Source organism: Mycobacterium sp. NGS64, assembly GCF_059812245.1.
Window position 1 is genome coordinate 582,489 of record NZ_JCALCI010000003.1, and the last position, 14,120, is coordinate 596,608.

At 68.4% G+C, this 14,120-nt stretch carries 15 protein-coding genes and 1 pseudogene; 6 read left to right on the plus strand and 10 right to left on the minus strand.

Going from position 1 to position 14,120, the window contains the following annotated elements; translation table 11 throughout:
• Positions 1-80: 80 nt before the first annotated feature.
• The 5 genes from AC5Y4S_RS16630 to AC5Y4S_RS16650 all read right to left on the minus strand — a co-directional run bounded on the left by AC5Y4S_RS16630 (position 81) and on the right by AC5Y4S_RS16650 (position 4,582).
• Positions 81-1,007: a class I SAM-dependent methyltransferase gene (locus AC5Y4S_RS16630; RefSeq protein WP_500033782.1), complete on the minus strand. Its 927-nt coding sequence runs from the start codon at positions 1,005-1,007 to the stop codon at positions 81-83.
• On the minus strand, positions 1,008-1,949 hold the full coding sequence (locus tag AC5Y4S_RS16635) for a class I SAM-dependent methyltransferase (RefSeq protein ID WP_500033783.1): 942 nt from the start codon (positions 1,947-1,949) through the stop codon (positions 1,008-1,010).
• A gap of 19 nt (positions 1,950-1,968) precedes the next feature.
• Positions 1,969-2,910, minus strand: a complete 942-nt coding sequence (locus AC5Y4S_RS16640) for a class I SAM-dependent methyltransferase (protein WP_500033784.1) — start codon at positions 2,908-2,910, stop codon at positions 1,969-1,971.
• A gap of 71 nt (positions 2,911-2,981) precedes the next feature.
• A complete protein-coding gene (locus tag AC5Y4S_RS16645) occupies positions 2,982-3,617 on the minus strand; it encodes a TetR/AcrR family transcriptional regulator (RefSeq protein ID WP_500033785.1) in 636 nt (211 codons plus the stop codon).
• 2 nt (positions 3,618-3,619) lie between these two features.
• Positions 3,620-4,582 carry a pirin family protein gene (locus tag AC5Y4S_RS16650; protein ID WP_500033786.1) on the minus strand — a complete coding sequence of 321 codons (963 nt, stop codon included), beginning with the start codon at positions 4,580-4,582 and terminating at the stop codon, positions 3,620-3,622.
• 116 nt (positions 4,583-4,698) lie between these two features.
• On the opposite strand from AC5Y4S_RS16650, the gene AC5Y4S_RS16655 reads away from it, so the two are divergent.
• Complete coding sequence (locus AC5Y4S_RS16655) at positions 4,699-6,144, plus strand: chloride channel protein (RefSeq protein ID WP_500033787.1); 1,446 nt, start codon at positions 4,699-4,701, stop codon at positions 6,142-6,144.
• Here AC5Y4S_RS16655 and AC5Y4S_RS16660 read toward each other — a convergent pair.
• Positions 6,141-6,689, minus strand: a complete 549-nt coding sequence (locus AC5Y4S_RS16660; RefSeq protein WP_068113194.1) for a Dps family protein — start codon at positions 6,687-6,689, stop codon at positions 6,141-6,143. The genes AC5Y4S_RS16655 and AC5Y4S_RS16660 overlap by 4 nt on opposite strands.
• A gap of 86 nt (positions 6,690-6,775) precedes the next feature.
• On the minus strand, positions 6,776-7,687 hold the full coding sequence (locus tag AC5Y4S_RS16665) for a DNA-3-methyladenine glycosylase family protein (protein WP_500033788.1): 912 nt from the start codon (positions 7,685-7,687) through the stop codon (positions 6,776-6,778).
• An 86-nt stretch (positions 7,688-7,773) separates the two neighbouring features.
• On the opposite strand from AC5Y4S_RS16665, the gene AC5Y4S_RS16670 reads away from it, so the two are divergent.
• A complete protein-coding gene (locus AC5Y4S_RS16670) occupies positions 7,774-8,181 on the plus strand; it encodes a nuclear transport factor 2 family protein (RefSeq protein ID WP_500033789.1) in 408 nt (135 codons plus the stop codon).
• Here AC5Y4S_RS16670 and AC5Y4S_RS16675 read toward each other — a convergent pair.
• Positions 8,161-8,544, minus strand: coding sequence for a DUF427 domain-containing protein (locus AC5Y4S_RS16675; protein ID WP_500033790.1), 384 nt, complete (start codon positions 8,542-8,544; stop codon positions 8,161-8,163). The two genes, AC5Y4S_RS16670 and AC5Y4S_RS16675, sit on opposite strands and share 21 nt — an antisense overlap.
• A gap of 101 nt (positions 8,545-8,645) precedes the next feature.
• On the opposite strand from AC5Y4S_RS16675, the gene AC5Y4S_RS16680 reads away from it, so the two are divergent.
• Complete coding sequence (locus AC5Y4S_RS16680) at positions 8,646-9,671, plus strand: Ppx/GppA family phosphatase (protein ID WP_500033791.1); 1,026 nt, start codon at positions 8,646-8,648, stop codon at positions 9,669-9,671.
• 18 nt (positions 9,672-9,689) lie between these two features.
• Here the strand turns inward: AC5Y4S_RS16680 and AC5Y4S_RS16685 are convergent, their stop codons facing one another.
• Entirely contained in the window at positions 9,690-10,733 is a 1,044-nt protein-coding gene (locus tag AC5Y4S_RS16685; protein ID WP_500033792.1) for an NAD-dependent epimerase/dehydratase family protein, read from the minus strand.
• Positions 10,730-11,236 carry a nuclear transport factor 2 family protein gene (locus AC5Y4S_RS16690; protein WP_500033793.1) on the minus strand — a complete coding sequence of 169 codons (507 nt, stop codon included), beginning with the start codon at positions 11,234-11,236 and terminating at the stop codon, positions 10,730-10,732. Before AC5Y4S_RS16690 ends, AC5Y4S_RS16685 begins: the two co-directional genes overlap by 4 nt.
• Positions 11,237-11,375: 139 nt before the next feature.
• Between AC5Y4S_RS16690 and msrA the strand changes: the two genes are divergently transcribed.
• The 3 genes and pseudogenes from msrA to AC5Y4S_RS16705 form a co-directional block, all read left to right on the plus strand.
• Positions 11,376-11,891 carry a peptide-methionine (S)-S-oxide reductase MsrA gene (gene msrA, locus AC5Y4S_RS16695; RefSeq protein ID WP_500033794.1) on the plus strand — a complete coding sequence of 172 codons (516 nt, stop codon included), beginning with the start codon at positions 11,376-11,378 and terminating at the stop codon, positions 11,889-11,891.
• A 202-nt stretch (positions 11,892-12,093) separates the two neighbouring features.
• Positions 12,094-13,707, plus strand: coding sequence for a benzoylformate decarboxylase (gene mdlC, locus AC5Y4S_RS16700; RefSeq protein ID WP_500033795.1), 1,614 nt, complete (start codon positions 12,094-12,096; stop codon positions 13,705-13,707).
• Between the two features lie 6 nt (positions 13,708-13,713).
• Positions 13,714-14,085, plus strand: a pseudogene (locus AC5Y4S_RS16705) (alcohol dehydrogenase catalytic domain-containing protein); the annotation flags it as partial.
• Between the last annotated feature and the right edge of the window lie 35 nt (positions 14,086-14,120).

Genomic DNA, 14,120 nt, shown 5'->3' on the forward strand with positions numbered 1-14,120 from the left:
GTGCGGGTGGCCGCTCATCGGTGATAACCGCGATCCTAACCATCCGGTTGGGGGAGCAGTTAGGAAGGATCCGCCCTAGCTCAAGGTTTGCTTGCCGTCACGAAGCTGTTGGTGAACGGCCGCTCCTCCGACTGCGGCGCGCGGCCCAGCCGCAGCCCCTCGTCGCGCGCGCTCACCGCGCGGGTCGTCCAGCCGTGTGCGGCGAACCAGTCGGCGGGCTCGGGACGTCCCTCGTCGTCGAACCAGAGGTCGAAGGGGTTGAACGAGATGTCCTGGCCGCGCGCCGCGCGCCTGTCCCGCAACTCCTGCCACCTTTGCTCGGCCTCGCGCCGCTTCTCCCGGTCGACGCCGAAGATTTCGACCGCCACCCGGCTGCCCGGTCCGCTCAGCTCGTCGATGGAGGCGAACATGGCTTCCTGCGCGGTCGCCGGCAAAAACGGCAGCAACCCCTCGGCGAGCCAGGCCGTCGGACGGGTCGCGTCGAACCCGGCGTCGCGAAGCGCCGGGGGCCAATCGTGGCGCAGGTCGACGGGCACCGGCCGCCGGTCGACGACCGGGGCGGCCCCGTGCGCGGCGAGCGTCTCGGCCTTGTACTCGAGCACCTTGGGCAGGTCGATCTCGTAGACGACGGTGCCGTCCGGCCAGTCGAGCCGGTAGGCCCGCGAGTCCAGACCGGCCGCGAGGATCACCACTTGGCGGATCCCGGCCGTCACCGCTTCGGCGAAGTACTCGTCGAAGAAGTGGGTGCGCACCGCCTGGTAATTGATCATGTGCCGGGAGTCGACCGTGAAATCCGCGGCCTCGTCGTCGGGATCCGCCGTCCACCAGGCGGCGACCTGCTCCCGAACCCCCTCGAGTTCGGGAGTAGACACCAGCACCTCGGCGAACCGGTCGGAGATCAGCGGCTCGGCGCTTGCGGTCTCGGCGGCACGGGCCAGCGCGACCATCACCGCGGTCGCCCCGACGCTGGTGGCGATGTCCCAGGAGTCGTCCGCCGTGCGCGGCATTTACATCCTTTCGGCGATCACGAAGTCGGAGAACGCGTCCTTGTCGTCGGTCATCGGGACGTTCTCGATCAGGCGGCCCAGCCGGCGCATCGCGTCGATCGAGTGCTCGGCCGTCGCGCGCCAGCCGTGTTCGTTGAGCCACTCCGCGACGTCCGCGCGGTGGTCGTCGCGGTACATCAACTCCCCGACGTCGACGGTCTCCTCCAGGCCGATCTCGTCGGCCACCTTCCTGAACCGTTCGCGCATCTGCTGCCGCCGCTCGTCGGCGTGGTTGGGCGCGGTTTCGGCCGAAACCCGGCTGCCGGCCGGGCTCAGCTCACCGATCAGGGTGAAGAGCCGGTCCTGGGCCTCGGCGGGCAGGTACATCAGCAGCCCCTCCGCCAGCCACGCCGTGCGCTGCGTCGGGTCGAAGCCGGCGGCACGCAGCGCGGCCGGCCAGTCCTGACGCAGGTCGATGGCCACCTCGCGGCGATCCGCGGCGGGGGTCACGCCGTTTTCGGCCAGGGTGGTGGATTTGTAGGCCAGGACCTCGGGCTGGTCGAGCTCGTACACCGTGGTGCCGGCTGGCCAGTCCAGCCGGTAGGCGCGCGAGTCCAGCCCCGACGCCAGGATGACGATCTGGCGAATCCCGGCGGCGACGGCGTCGGCGAAGAAGGTGTCGAAGAAGTGCGTCCGCACCGCTTGGTAGCCCCGCATGTGGTGCAGGTGGGCGGCGGAATCCTCATCGAGGGCCTCGACCTTGGCGGCGATCTCCGGGTCGAGCATGGCCTCCCACAAGACGCCGGCGCCGGCGCCTTCGACCAGCAGCCGGGCGTACGGGTCGCGGATCAGTGGGTCGGGCCGTTCGGTTTCGACGGCGCGGGCGGCGGCCACCATGACCGCGGTGCTGCCGACGCTGGTCTTGATGTCCCAGGTGTCGTCGTGAGTGCGCAGTGAGCTCATCGCGTTGCTTGCTCCTTCATCAGCTGTTCGATCCGCCAAGACGCGCGCGCAGCAGCGTGCTGCGGACGGCCTCGTCGTCCAGGTCGTCGGGAACGGGGCGGCCCAATCGGGCCATCTCGTCGCGGTTGTTCACGGCGTCCACCTGCCAGCCGTGGTCGGTCAGCCAGGCGACGGGGTCGGTGCGGTCGGGCTCGTGGAAGGTCAGCGCCTGGACGTTGACGTCCAGGCCGAGCCGCTCCCGCATCCGCAGCCAGCGCTGCGAATTGCTTCGCGAGTTCATGCCGAACGCCTCGATGGCGACCTGGCTGCCCGGCGCGCTGAGCGCGGTGAACATCTCGAACAGCCGGTCCTGGGCGTCGCTCGGCAGGTAGGGCAGCAAGCCCTCGGCGAGCCACGCGGTGGGCCGGGTGCGGTCGAACCCGGCGGCGGTCAGGGCCGCGGGCCAGTCGTCGCGCAGATCCACCGGAACGGGACGCCGGGTCGCGGTCGGCACCGCGCCGTGCTCCTCCAGCGTCCGGGTCTTGTACTCGAGGACCTTGGGCTGGTCGATCTCGTACACCGCGGTGCCCGGTGGCCAGTTCAACCGGAAGGCCCGCGAGTCCAGCCCGGCGGCCAGGATCACGACCTGCCGAATCCCGGCGTTGGCGGCCTCGCCGAAGTATTCGTCGAAGAAGTGGGTGCGCACCGCCTGGTAGTCGATGCCGAGCCGGTGCGCGCGTTGCCCCTGCGGATCGCCGTCGAGCCAGGCCAGCTCGGCGTCGGCCAGCCGCGCCCAGGCGTCACCCGCGGACGACACCAAGAGGCGGGCGAACTCGTCACGGATCAGCGGGTCGGGTCCGGCCGTTTCCGCAGCGCGCGCCGCGGCCACCCCGAGCGCGGTGGCGCCGACGAGTTCGGTGATGGCCCAGCTGTCACCGGCGGTCCGAAGGGAAGGCGGTAGGGAGGCGTCCACATCAGTCATGGCGAGACCATGCTACCGAATAAGTTAGTTAGCCTATGCGCTTTGTGCGCAACTTCACTGCGCCCGGCCGGTCAGGCCTCCGGCCGCCAGAGCGCGCCTTCCAAGAGCCGGCGCAGCACGTCGCTGATCGCGAGGATCTCTTCATAGCTGCGGATATAGCCGGCGTAAAACCCGACGCCGCAGAGCACGACTATTAGTGTCTCGACCAATGCGGACGCATCGATATCGGGGGCGACCTCTCGGCGCTCGATTGCATCGTTGACCGCCGACGCCAGAAATTCGCGGCTAATTTTGACCGAATCAATTTCAGCTCCGCTTAATTCCGGATGCCGTTGCGACTCGAGCACCGCGGCAATCAGAAATGCCGAGACGGCGGGATTGTCGGAGTTTGCCCGCACCGCGGCGGTGATGAACGCCGTGAGCCGACCCGTCAGCGTGGCCTCGCTCTCCGCCTGGCGTATGCCCGCCCCGATGACGAGGGCGTTCGTCTGCTTGAGCACCTCGCGGTACAGGAGCCGCTTGGTAGAAAAGTAATGGTTGATCGCCGGTCGGGTCAGGTCGGCGCGGGTCGCGATCGCCTGGAACGTCGCGCCGTCGTAGCCCCGCTCCGCAAATACCAGGCGAGCCGCCTGCATGATCCGCTGTCGCGTCTCGTCCGCCTTTGCGGCGGGGGGACGTCCCGGCCGGCGACTCGCCGTTTGCGGCATTTCTAGAGTGTGCCACCGCCACGGTGGGGCATTAGCGCATTTGGCGGAATGGTGCCGAATTTTCCGGCCTGGTAGTCCTCTAGCGCCTCGACCAATTCGGCGCGGGTGTTCATCACGAAAGGCCCGTAGTGGAATACCGGCTCACGAATCGGCTGACCGCCCAGCAGCAGCACATCGATCGCCTGTCGGTCGGCCCCCACGGTGATCCGGTCGCCCGGCCCGAGCACCGCCAGTTGCCCCGAACGGATCGGGTGGCGCACCGGACCGACGTATCCGTCGCCGGACAGCACGTAGACCAGCGCGTTGAAATCGCGCCGCCACGGAATGTTGAGCCGGGCGCCGCTTTGGACCGTCGCGTGCGCCAGCGTGATCGGAGTGTGGGTGATCCCGGGGCCGCGCTGACCGCCGATCTCACCGGCGATGATGCGGACCAGGGCCCCGCCGTCGTCCGACGCCACCAACCCGGCGTCGCCGCCCTCGATGGCCTGATACCGGGGTGCGGCGAACTTGTCCCTCTTCGGCAGGTTCACCCACAGCTGGACGCCGTGGAAGAACCCGCCGCTTTCGACCAGTTCGGCTGGCGGCGTCTCGATGTGCAGGATTCCCGAACCCGCCGTCATCCACTGGGTCGCGCCGTCGGTGATCAGCCCGCCTCCGCCGTGCGAATCCTGGTGCGCGAACTTGCCGTCGATCATGTACGTGACGGTTTCGAACCCGCGGTGCGGATGCCAATCGGTGCCCCTGGGTTCACCCGGCTGGTACTCCACCGCGCCCATCTGGTCCATGTGCACGAAGGGATCCAGGTCGGCGGTGCTGACCCCGGCGAACGCGCGGACCACCGGGAAGCCCTCGCCCTCGTAGCCGCGTGGTCCGGTGGTGATCGACCGGACGGGCCGTTCGGTGTCGGCGGGACCTGGTGCGCCGACGCGCGGCAGCGTCAGGGTGTCGGCGGTTATAGCCGGCATATCTACCTCCTCGATAACGGATACCGGCTATAACCGGACTCTGGTCCGGTTATTCCCCGGCGTGCGGCCGGTGGGGCTGCATAAGATGACGTGATGCCCGGGGTCAGGCGCGCGCTGTGAGCGAACCGGCGGAGGCCCCGGCCGGGGCCGCGGGTGGCCGCTTCGGGGCATCGATCCGCAAGTCGGGCTACGTGCAGAAGTGGCTGCTGCTGGGCGTCACGATCGGCGTCATCGCCGGCCTGGGCGCCGTCGTCTTCTACTTCGCGCTGAAGTACACCGCCGAGTTTCTGCTCGGCTACCTGGCCGGTTACCACATCCCGACGCCGGTCGGGGAGGGTGGCGCCCACGGGTCGACGGGCTTCAGCCGGGCGTGGGCCATCCCGCTGGTGACGACGGGCGGCGCGCTGTTGTCCGCGTTGATCGTGGCGAAGCTGGCCCCGGAGGCCACCGGCCACGGCACGGACGAGGCCATCCAGGCCGTCCACGGCGATCCCCGCGCCATCCGCTTTCGTGCCGTGCTGGTGAAGATGGTGGCCAGCGCGCTGACCATCGGCTCGGGCGGCTCGGCCGGCCGCGAGGGCCCGACCGCGCAAATCTCGGCGGGCTTCTCCTCGCTGCTCGCCCGGCGGCTGAACCTGTCCGACGAGGACGGCCGGACGGCGGTGGCGCTGGGCATCGGCGCCGGCATCGGCGCAATCTTCGCGGCACCCCTGGGTGGGGCGGTGCTGGCCGCGTCGATCCCCTACCGCGACGACTTCGACTACCGCTACCTGCTCCCCGGCTTCATCACCTCGGGCACGGCCTACGCGGTGCTCGGGGCATTCCTGGGCTTCGATCCGCTGTTCGGCTACATCGATGCCGAGTACCGCTTCGAGAAGGCGTGGCCGCTGCTGTGGTTCGTCGTGATCGGTCTGGTCGCGGCGGCGGTCGGCTACCTGTACGCCCGCACCTTCCATGCCACCGTGCGGCTGACCCAGCGGCTGCCCGGCGGCGCGGTGCTCAAGCCGGCGCTGGGCGGTCTGCTCGTCGGGCTGCTGGGACTGCTGCTCCCGCAGATCCTGAGCAGTGGCTACGGCTGGGCCCAACTGGCGGCGGACCGCACGTCGCTGTTGGCGATCCCGCTGTGGGTCGTCGTCGTCCTGCCGATCGCCAAGATCGTGGCCACGTCGCTGTCGATCGGTACCGGCGGATCCGGCGGCCTGTTCGGACCGGGGATCGTGATCGGCGCCTTCGTGGGGGCCGCGGTGTGGCGGCTGGGCGAGCTGTCCGGGCTGCCCGGGGTGCCGCACCAACCCGGCATCTTCGTGGTGGTCGGGATGATGGCGTGCTTCGGCAGCGTCGCGCGCGCACCGCTGGCGATCATGATCATGGTCGCCGAGATGACCGGCTCGTTTTCGGTGGTGCCGGGCGCGATCCTCGCCGTCGGGATTGCGGCCCTGGTGCTGTCGCGCAGCAACGTCACCATCTACGAGGCGCAGCGGCTGAACCGGGAAACCGGCGAGGCCGAGCGCGCGCGCCCGCCCTCGACGGTCGCCGAAGGCGAATCAGCTACGGATAGCTAGGACTCGCGCCGCGCGCTGCTCGCTGCGTCCTTTTCGGTGCTCGCGCCCTCGTGGGCCAGCGCGCCGCCCGCGCTTTCCAGATGCGCCCGGACAAACCATTGGAACTTCTCTAGTTGTCCCGCCTGCCCGATCAGCAAATCCTGGGTCACCGGGTCGAGTTCGTCCGTCTCGTCGATCGATTGGCGGATGTCCTCGACGACGCCGTTGTAGACCAGGTCCAGCGCGGCCAGATGCGCCTGGACCGTGTCGCGGCCGACGGAATAGTCGTCCCACGAGCGATCCCTGATGATCGCGCCCGGCGTGCCCTGCGGCGAAGCCCCAAGCGCCGCAATGCGTTCGGCGACGTCGTCGGCGAAGTTTCGCACCGCGTCCACCTGGGGATCGATCATCTCATGCACGCCAATGAAGTTCGGGCCCACCACGTTCCAGTGGATGTGCTTCAACGTGAGATGCAGATCGTTGTAGGTGCTCAGTTGCTTTTGCAGCAGTTCGGTGAGTCGGGCCGCCTGTTTGTCGGTCAATCCCGGAATTGTGAACTGTGTCATTACTTTTCCCTAGCTTCCTTCCCCGCGGTTGGCACACGGTACTGCCCTGCTGGGTACCCGATGGCCCGCCCGGAAAACACCGTGGGTCAGAGCGTGTGAATTTGCTGCACCGGCAGCCTGGCGCCGCGCCGCGGCTCGTACGCCAGCCCGCTGGCCTCCAGCAACCGGACCACTCGGTGGCGGTGTGGGCGCATCGGCTCGAGCAGCTCGAGCATCACGGCGTCGTCGACGGGGCGGCCCAGCAGCGTCCAGCCGATCATCTTGGGAATGTGATAGTCACCCACCGAGACGGCATCGGCGTCACCGAACGCGCGCTGCGCGGTTTCGGCCGCGGTCCACTCACCCACTCCCGGCAGGGAGGTCAAAGCCCGGCGGACCTCCTCCGCCGGCCGCGACACCAGCCGCTCCAGCGAGGCCGCCCGCCGCGCACAACCCACCACCGTCTGCGCCCGCCGCGGGTCGACGTTGGCGCGATGGAACTCCCACGACGGGATGTGCCGCCACGCCTCGGCCGACGGCGGCACCCGCATCCCGGCCGGCGCCGGCCCGGGCGCGGGGGTCCCGTGTTTGGACACCAGGACACGCCAGGACCGGAACGCGTCGGCGCCCGGCACCCGCTGCTCGATGATCGCCGGGATCAGGGCCTCCAGCACCCGTGCGGTGCGGCCCAGTCGCAGGTGCGGCACGCGTTGGTGGGCGGCGGCCACGATCGGGTCGCGCGGCTCGAAGTCAGACGCGTCGTCGTCGGCGCCCAGCATCGCGGGCAGCATCTCAATGAACTCCTGAGCACCGCCGCCCCAGGCCTCGCAATGGGCCGCGTTGGCGGCGGCGCGGCTGATCCGCGCCGTGACGGGCCCGCTGGCCAGCAGGCTGGTCCGCCAGATGGTGCCGTCGCCGGGCACCCGGAAGCACGGATCGCGCGGACCGCGGCGCAGCGGCGCCAGGGTGTGCCCGAAGCTGGCCGCTCCGGGGAAGGTGACCGTCCGCGCGCTCTTCACCCGTTCACTCTGCAATCTGGGGTCACCGCGAGCTCCAAGGACCATGCTGTTTGACCGGCAACGATGTCCCACGACAATATTGCGATGTGATGACGCCATTCGATGGCCCGCACACGGAGCTCGCCTGGATGTTCTTGCAGAGCCTGACCGAGGGTGCCGACCTGGACGAGGGCTTTTCGCTGCTGAGCGACGACTTCACCTATTGGAGCCTTTACACCCGGATATCGTTCGACAAGGCGACATTGCGGCAATCGGTCGAGTGGCGCAAGCGGACCTTGGATCTCACCGTCGAGCTGCGCAGTTGCTTCGCCGACGGTGACACGGTGGTGGTGGAGGCCCAGGCGTTCGGCACCAACACCGACGGAGTCGAATACGACAGCCCCTTCGCCTGCATCTTCGAGATACGCGACGGGCTGATCGTTTCGATGCGCGAATACAGCGACACGCGCGCGCAGGAGCGCGCGCTGCCCAGATCACCCAGTGGGGGCTACTGAGATCTCGGCCTTGTTCGGGTAGAAGGCGACGTGCCCCGCGATCGCCGCGACGGCGGGGTAGGGCTGCTCGTACGTCCAGATCGCGTCGGCGACGGTCTCGCCCGCGGAGGTGGTCACGCTGTAGTAGCTGGCGTCACCCTTGAACGGGCAGTGGGTGCTGGTGTCCGTGCGGGTGAGCCGGTCGGAGACCACGTCGCCTATCGGAATGTATTGCACCGCAGGCAAACTCGCTTCGCGCAGCTCCAGCGCCGCGGTGGTGTCGGCGACGAGTTCGCCGTTGACGCGCACCTGCACCCGGCCTTTCGTCGGCTCGATGGTGATCGGATGCCCGGCGCTCGGTTCTTTGATTTCCGGGTGGGTCATGGGTTCCTCCTCAGACGCTGATGCACGTTGCAACACCAGGCCGGGCCCAAGACTTCCCGCCTGCTCTGCTTAGGTCGAACGTCCCGGGGTATGCGCTCGCTATGCGACTCGGAGTGCTCGACGTGGGCTCGAATTCGGCGCAGCTGCAGGTGGTCGACGCGATGGCGGGCAGTCCGCCGCTCCCGGTCCGCGCCGTCAAGAAGCACACCCACCTCGGTGAGGAGCTGGGCGAGGACGGCGCGATCTCGAAATCGGGAATCGCCCATGTGACTTCGGCCGTGGAGCAAGCGATTTCCGCGGCGCGCGACTTCGATGTCGAATGGCTGTACCCGTTCGCGACGGCTGCGATTCGCGATGCTTCTAATCGGGACGCGGTGCTGGACCACATCGAAGATCAGTGCGGGATTCGGTTGCAGGTGCTTTCCGGGGAGCAAGAGGCTCGCCTGACCTATGGCGCCGTCCGCCGCTGGTACGGATGGCAGGCCGGGCGGATGCTCATCATCGATATCGGCGGGGGCTCGATGGAACTGGCCTTCGGTCGTGACCAGGCGCCCGACTTCGCCTTCTCGTTTCCGCTGGGGGCCGGCCGCGCCACCCGCGAGTTCTTCGGCTCCGCGCCCGTGCCCTCCGGCAAGCAACTCAAGGCGCTGCGGAAACGCGTCGAGAGCGAGCTCGGTGACGTCGCCGACCGGATCATCTGGGAGGGTAAACCGGGCCAGGTGGTCGTGACGTCGAAGACGTTCCGGCAATTGGCGCGGTTGTGCGGCGCCCCCAAGATGCGCGAGGGCCCGTTCGTTCGCCGCACCCTGGCGACGGCGGACCTGGCTCGCTGCCTGCCCCGGCTCAAACGGCTGACCCCGGCCGAACGCGCAAGGCTGCGTGGCGTGTCGACGGCGCGGGCGGGACAGATCCTGGCCGGGGCGATCGTGGCCCTCGAGACGCTGCGCTACCTGCAGATTCCCACCGTGCAAGTGAGCCCATGGGCGCTGCGTGAGGGCATCATCCTGCAACACCAGGCCGCGTTGACGCAGACGAGCGAACTGCCGCTGCATCCGCTGCATCTCTCCTCGTCCACCGGGGCCGGCGACGCGGTCGTCACGACCTTGCCGCCGCGGCCCGGCAACTGAACCGACGAGGAGCGCAGGCTAGTCGGCCTGGGCGGCGGTGCTGTCCTTCGCCTCGGATCGAGCGGACTGCGCGCCCTTCAGGGCGACCCAGAACCGGGCCGCCTCGCGGATCGATTCCTCGACCGGGCGCGGCTGCCAGCCCAATTCGCGCATCGCCTTGCTGCTGTCGACGGGGGCTTCCGCGCGCATCATCCGCACCGACTTGAGGCTGAGTTCGGAGTCCTTGCCGGTCAGTCGCGCCCTCAGGGTGCCCATCGCGGCCAGGGCGTAGAGCACCGGCACCGAAATCGCGCGTCGCGGCGGTGGTACGCCCGCCTCGTCCGCCGCGATTCGCACGACGTCGTTCAGCGCAAACATCCGCTCGGAGACCAGGTATCGCTCCCCGATGCGGCCGCGCTCGGCGGCCAGGATCATGGCCCGCGCGGCGTCGTCGACGCCGACGACCTCCAGCTGGATGCCGTTCATCAGGAAGGGCAGCTTGCCGAAGACCGCGCCGGCGATGAACGCGCCGTGCGGGGTGCCGCCCCAGTCCCCGCTGCCGTACGTCGTCGAGACGCACATCGCGACGGCGGGCAGCCCGGCCTCGGCCACGTAGCGCATCACCAAATCTTCGGCCTGGACCCGGGATTGGACATACGGAGTCAGGCCGCGTGGGTCGATCACGTCCTGTTCGGTCGCCACGTGCCCGTGTCGCCGGCCCACCGTCGCGTAGGTGCTGGTGAAGACGAACCTGCGCAGGCCCGGTTCCTTGACGGCGACGTCGAGAACGTTGCGCAGGCCGTCCACGTTGGTGCGGAACAACGGCGACGGGTCACGCAGCCAGGCGCGCGTGTCGACGACGCAGTAGTAGACGTCGTCGACGCCGTCCATCGCCTCGCGCACCGTGTCGGTGTCGAAGACGCCGCCCTGAAAGCGGGTGACCTGCAGGTCGTCGATGCTGCGGGTGTTGGCTTTCGGGCGCACCATGACCCGCACTTCGGCGCCGTCGGCGACGAGTTGGCGGGTCACATGCGAACCCAGAAAGCCGTTGGCGCCGATGACGAGCTTGGGTTTCGCGCTCACTGCTGCCCACCGTTCTGTTCCATCCAACGCGCGGCGTCGTCGTCGAGGGTGCCCAGCTGCTGCGCCTTGCGGCACCACTTCAGCCCCGCCCGCAGGAAACGCAGCGGGTTGTAGATGTCTTCTTCACGGCTCCACAGGCCGTCGCCGGCATACGTGATGATCGTGATGTTGGTGGCGCTGATGACGCTGCCGTCGCCGGGGTCGCGCATCGGGTTGTCCAGTTCGAGGATGACCCGCCCGGTGGGCGCATCGATGACCGACCACAGCGTGGGGAACGCGACCATATGGCTGCCGGGGAAGGTCGTCATCGTTTGCTTGATCCACTCGCGCACCTCGTCGCGACCGTGCATGGTGCCCGCCGCGTGCTCGATGTATTCGACGTCCGGCGTGTACTGCTCGACCCAGGCGTCCCAGTCCCGGGTCTCGGCGGCCCGGGCGACCGTTTCCTCGAATTTCTCGAAGGCGGTGGCGAGTTCGCTGTGCGAGAACGTGGCGGTAGTCATGCCAAAACTAGAACACGTTCTATTGACGTTTGTCGAGCATCGCCGACCGTCGCCGGCGACGGCGGCGATGCGGAATAATCGGAGGAGCGCTTCGGGTTGCAGGCGACTACGGGTAGCGAGACGGCAAGGAGGGGCGATCATGGCAGATCCTCAAAAGGCGATTCTCGCCGGCGGCTGCTTCTGGGGCATGCAGGAGCTGATCCGCAAGCAACCCGGCGTGATCTCGACCCGGGTCGGCTACACGGGCGGCGACGTCCGCAACGCGACCTACCGCAATCACGGCACGCACGCCGAAGCCATCGAAATCGTCTACGACCCGGCGGTCACCGATTACCGCACGCTGCTGGAGTTCTTCTTCCAGATCCACGATCCGACGACGAAGAACCGCCAGGGCAACGACATTGGGACCAGCTACCGCTCGGCCATCTTCTACGTCGACGACGAGCAGAAGCGGGTCGCGCTGGACACCATCGCCGACGTCGAGGCGTCGGGCCTGTGGCCGGGCAAGGTCGTGACCGAGGTCAGCCCCGCGGGCGATTTCTGGGAAGCCGAGCCCGAGCATCAGGATTACCTGCAGCACTACCCCAACGGGTACACCTGCCACTTCGTGCGTCCCGGCTGGAAGCTGGCGCGCCGAGCAGCCGCCGGCCAATAGCCAACGGATAAACACCTTCCCGCAGGCGGTTCCGCCGGAAGAATGTCGACAACCACTGTGGTCGGGGCGAGATGCTGTCGGCCAGAACATCGACAACGAGTCCCCACGAACCCGACAATCTAAGGCACAGGGATCGAGCGCCCGCACCGGCGGGCGCTCGCTCTATTCACCGAAAGTGCACCGCGAAGGGGATCTTGGGCTCATGCCGTCTCAAGCCACCGTCTGGGATGTTACGTACGATCTGCTGCGCAGCTTGGGATTGACGACGGTTTTCGGCAACCCCGGCTCAACCGAGCAGACGTTCTTGAAGAATTTCCCCGCCGACTTCACGTACGTGCTCGGCCTGCAGGAGGCGTCGGTGCTGGCCATGGCCGACGGCTTCGCGCAGGCGACCGGCAAACCGTCACTGGTGAATTTGCACACCGCGGCGGGCACCGGAAACGCGATGGGCAGCTTGATCGCGGCCTATAAGAGCAACACCCCGATGATCGTCACCGCCGGACAGCAGACCCGCGAAATGGTTTTGTCCGAGCCGTATTTGACCAATACGAGCGAAACGCTGCTCCCGCTGCCATGGGTCAAGTGGGCCTACCAGCCGGCCCGCGCCGAGGACGTGCCGGCGGCGTTCATGCGCGCCTACGCGGTCGCGGTGCAGCCGCCCGCCGGCCCGGTGTACCTGTCAATACCCCTTGACGATTGGGACAAGCCGGCCCTCGGGCCGGCGGTGCTCCGAACGGCCAGCCTCCGCAGCGCGCCCGACGCGGCGCGTCTTGGTGACTTCGCCGAGCGCATCAACCGGGCGCAACGGCCGCTGCTAGTCTTCGGCCCCGAAGTCGACCGGGCCGGCGGATGGGATGCCGCCGTGGCGTTCGCCGAGCAGGTGCACGCGCCGGTGTATTCCGGTCCCCTGCCCGACCGCATCTCGTTCCCCGAAGACCATCCCCTGTACCAGGGCATGCTGCCGATGACGATCGCGGAAGTGAACGCCGCGCTGCGCGGCCACGATCTGGTCGTGGTCGTCGGCGCTCAGGTCTTCCGCTACTACCCCTACGTGGCGGGCGATTTCTTGCCCGACGGCACCGATTTGCTGCACATCACCGCGGACCCATGGCTGACGGCGGCAGCGCCGGTGGGGGACAGCCTGCTGGGGGACACGTTGCTTGCCCTGCAGCAACTGACCCCGCTGATCGAGGCCAAGTCGGACCGGCCCACGCCCACACCGCTTGACCGCAGCCCGGGCACCGTTGAGCCGGCCAGCGAACCGCTGACCCCGGCACAGGTGTACTCCGCGCTGAACACGGTGAAGCCGCCGGAAGCCGCACTGGTCAACGAGTCGACGTCGACGATGGCCGAGCAGGCCCGCTGGCTGCCGACCGTGCGTTCGCACTCCTTCTTCGCCACCGGCAGCGGAGGAATCGGCTGGGGAGTGCCCGGTGCGGTCGGCGTCGCGCTCGGTGACCGCGCGGCTGGTCGCGAGCGCGCGGTGGTGGCGACCATCGGCGACGGCTCCTTCCAGTATTCGATTCAGGCGATCTGGACCGCCGCGCAGCACAAGCTGCCGATCGTGTTCGTCGTAATGCGCAACGGCGAGTATTCCGTCTTGAAATCCTTTGCGCTGCTTGAAAAGACACCGGGCGTGCCGGGTCTGGATCTGCCCGGCCTCGATATCGAATCCCTGGCGACGGGCTTCGGGTGCCGCGCCGTCACCGTGACCCACACCGAGCAGCTGGTGAAGGAATTCGAGGCCGCGGTCGCCGCGGAGGGGCCCACGGTGATCGTGGTGCCGACCAAACCCCAACTCGCGCACCTGGGCTGATCCGCGGTGTGGGCCGTGGAGATCACCACAACCGGTGGTCCCGAGGTACTCCACTGCATTGATCGGCCGGTGCCCAGCCCTGGGCCGGGGCAGGTGTTGATCGAGTCCGAGGCGATCGGGGTCAACTTCATCGACACCTATTTCCGGACCGGATTGTATCCGCGCCCGCTGCCGCGCACCCTGGGGAGCGAGGTCTGCGGCACCGTGGCCGCCGTCGGCGAGCTGGTGGACAGGATCCGTGTCGGTGATCGGGTGGCGACCTCCGACGCCCTCGGAGCGTATGCCGAATACAGCTTGGCCCCAGGCGATTTGGTCACCTGGGTACCCGGGGGGATCACGCCGGAGGTGGCGGCCTCGGCGCTGCTGAAGGGGCACACCCACCGCGACCTGGAGAGCCGCAGGACACACGGCCC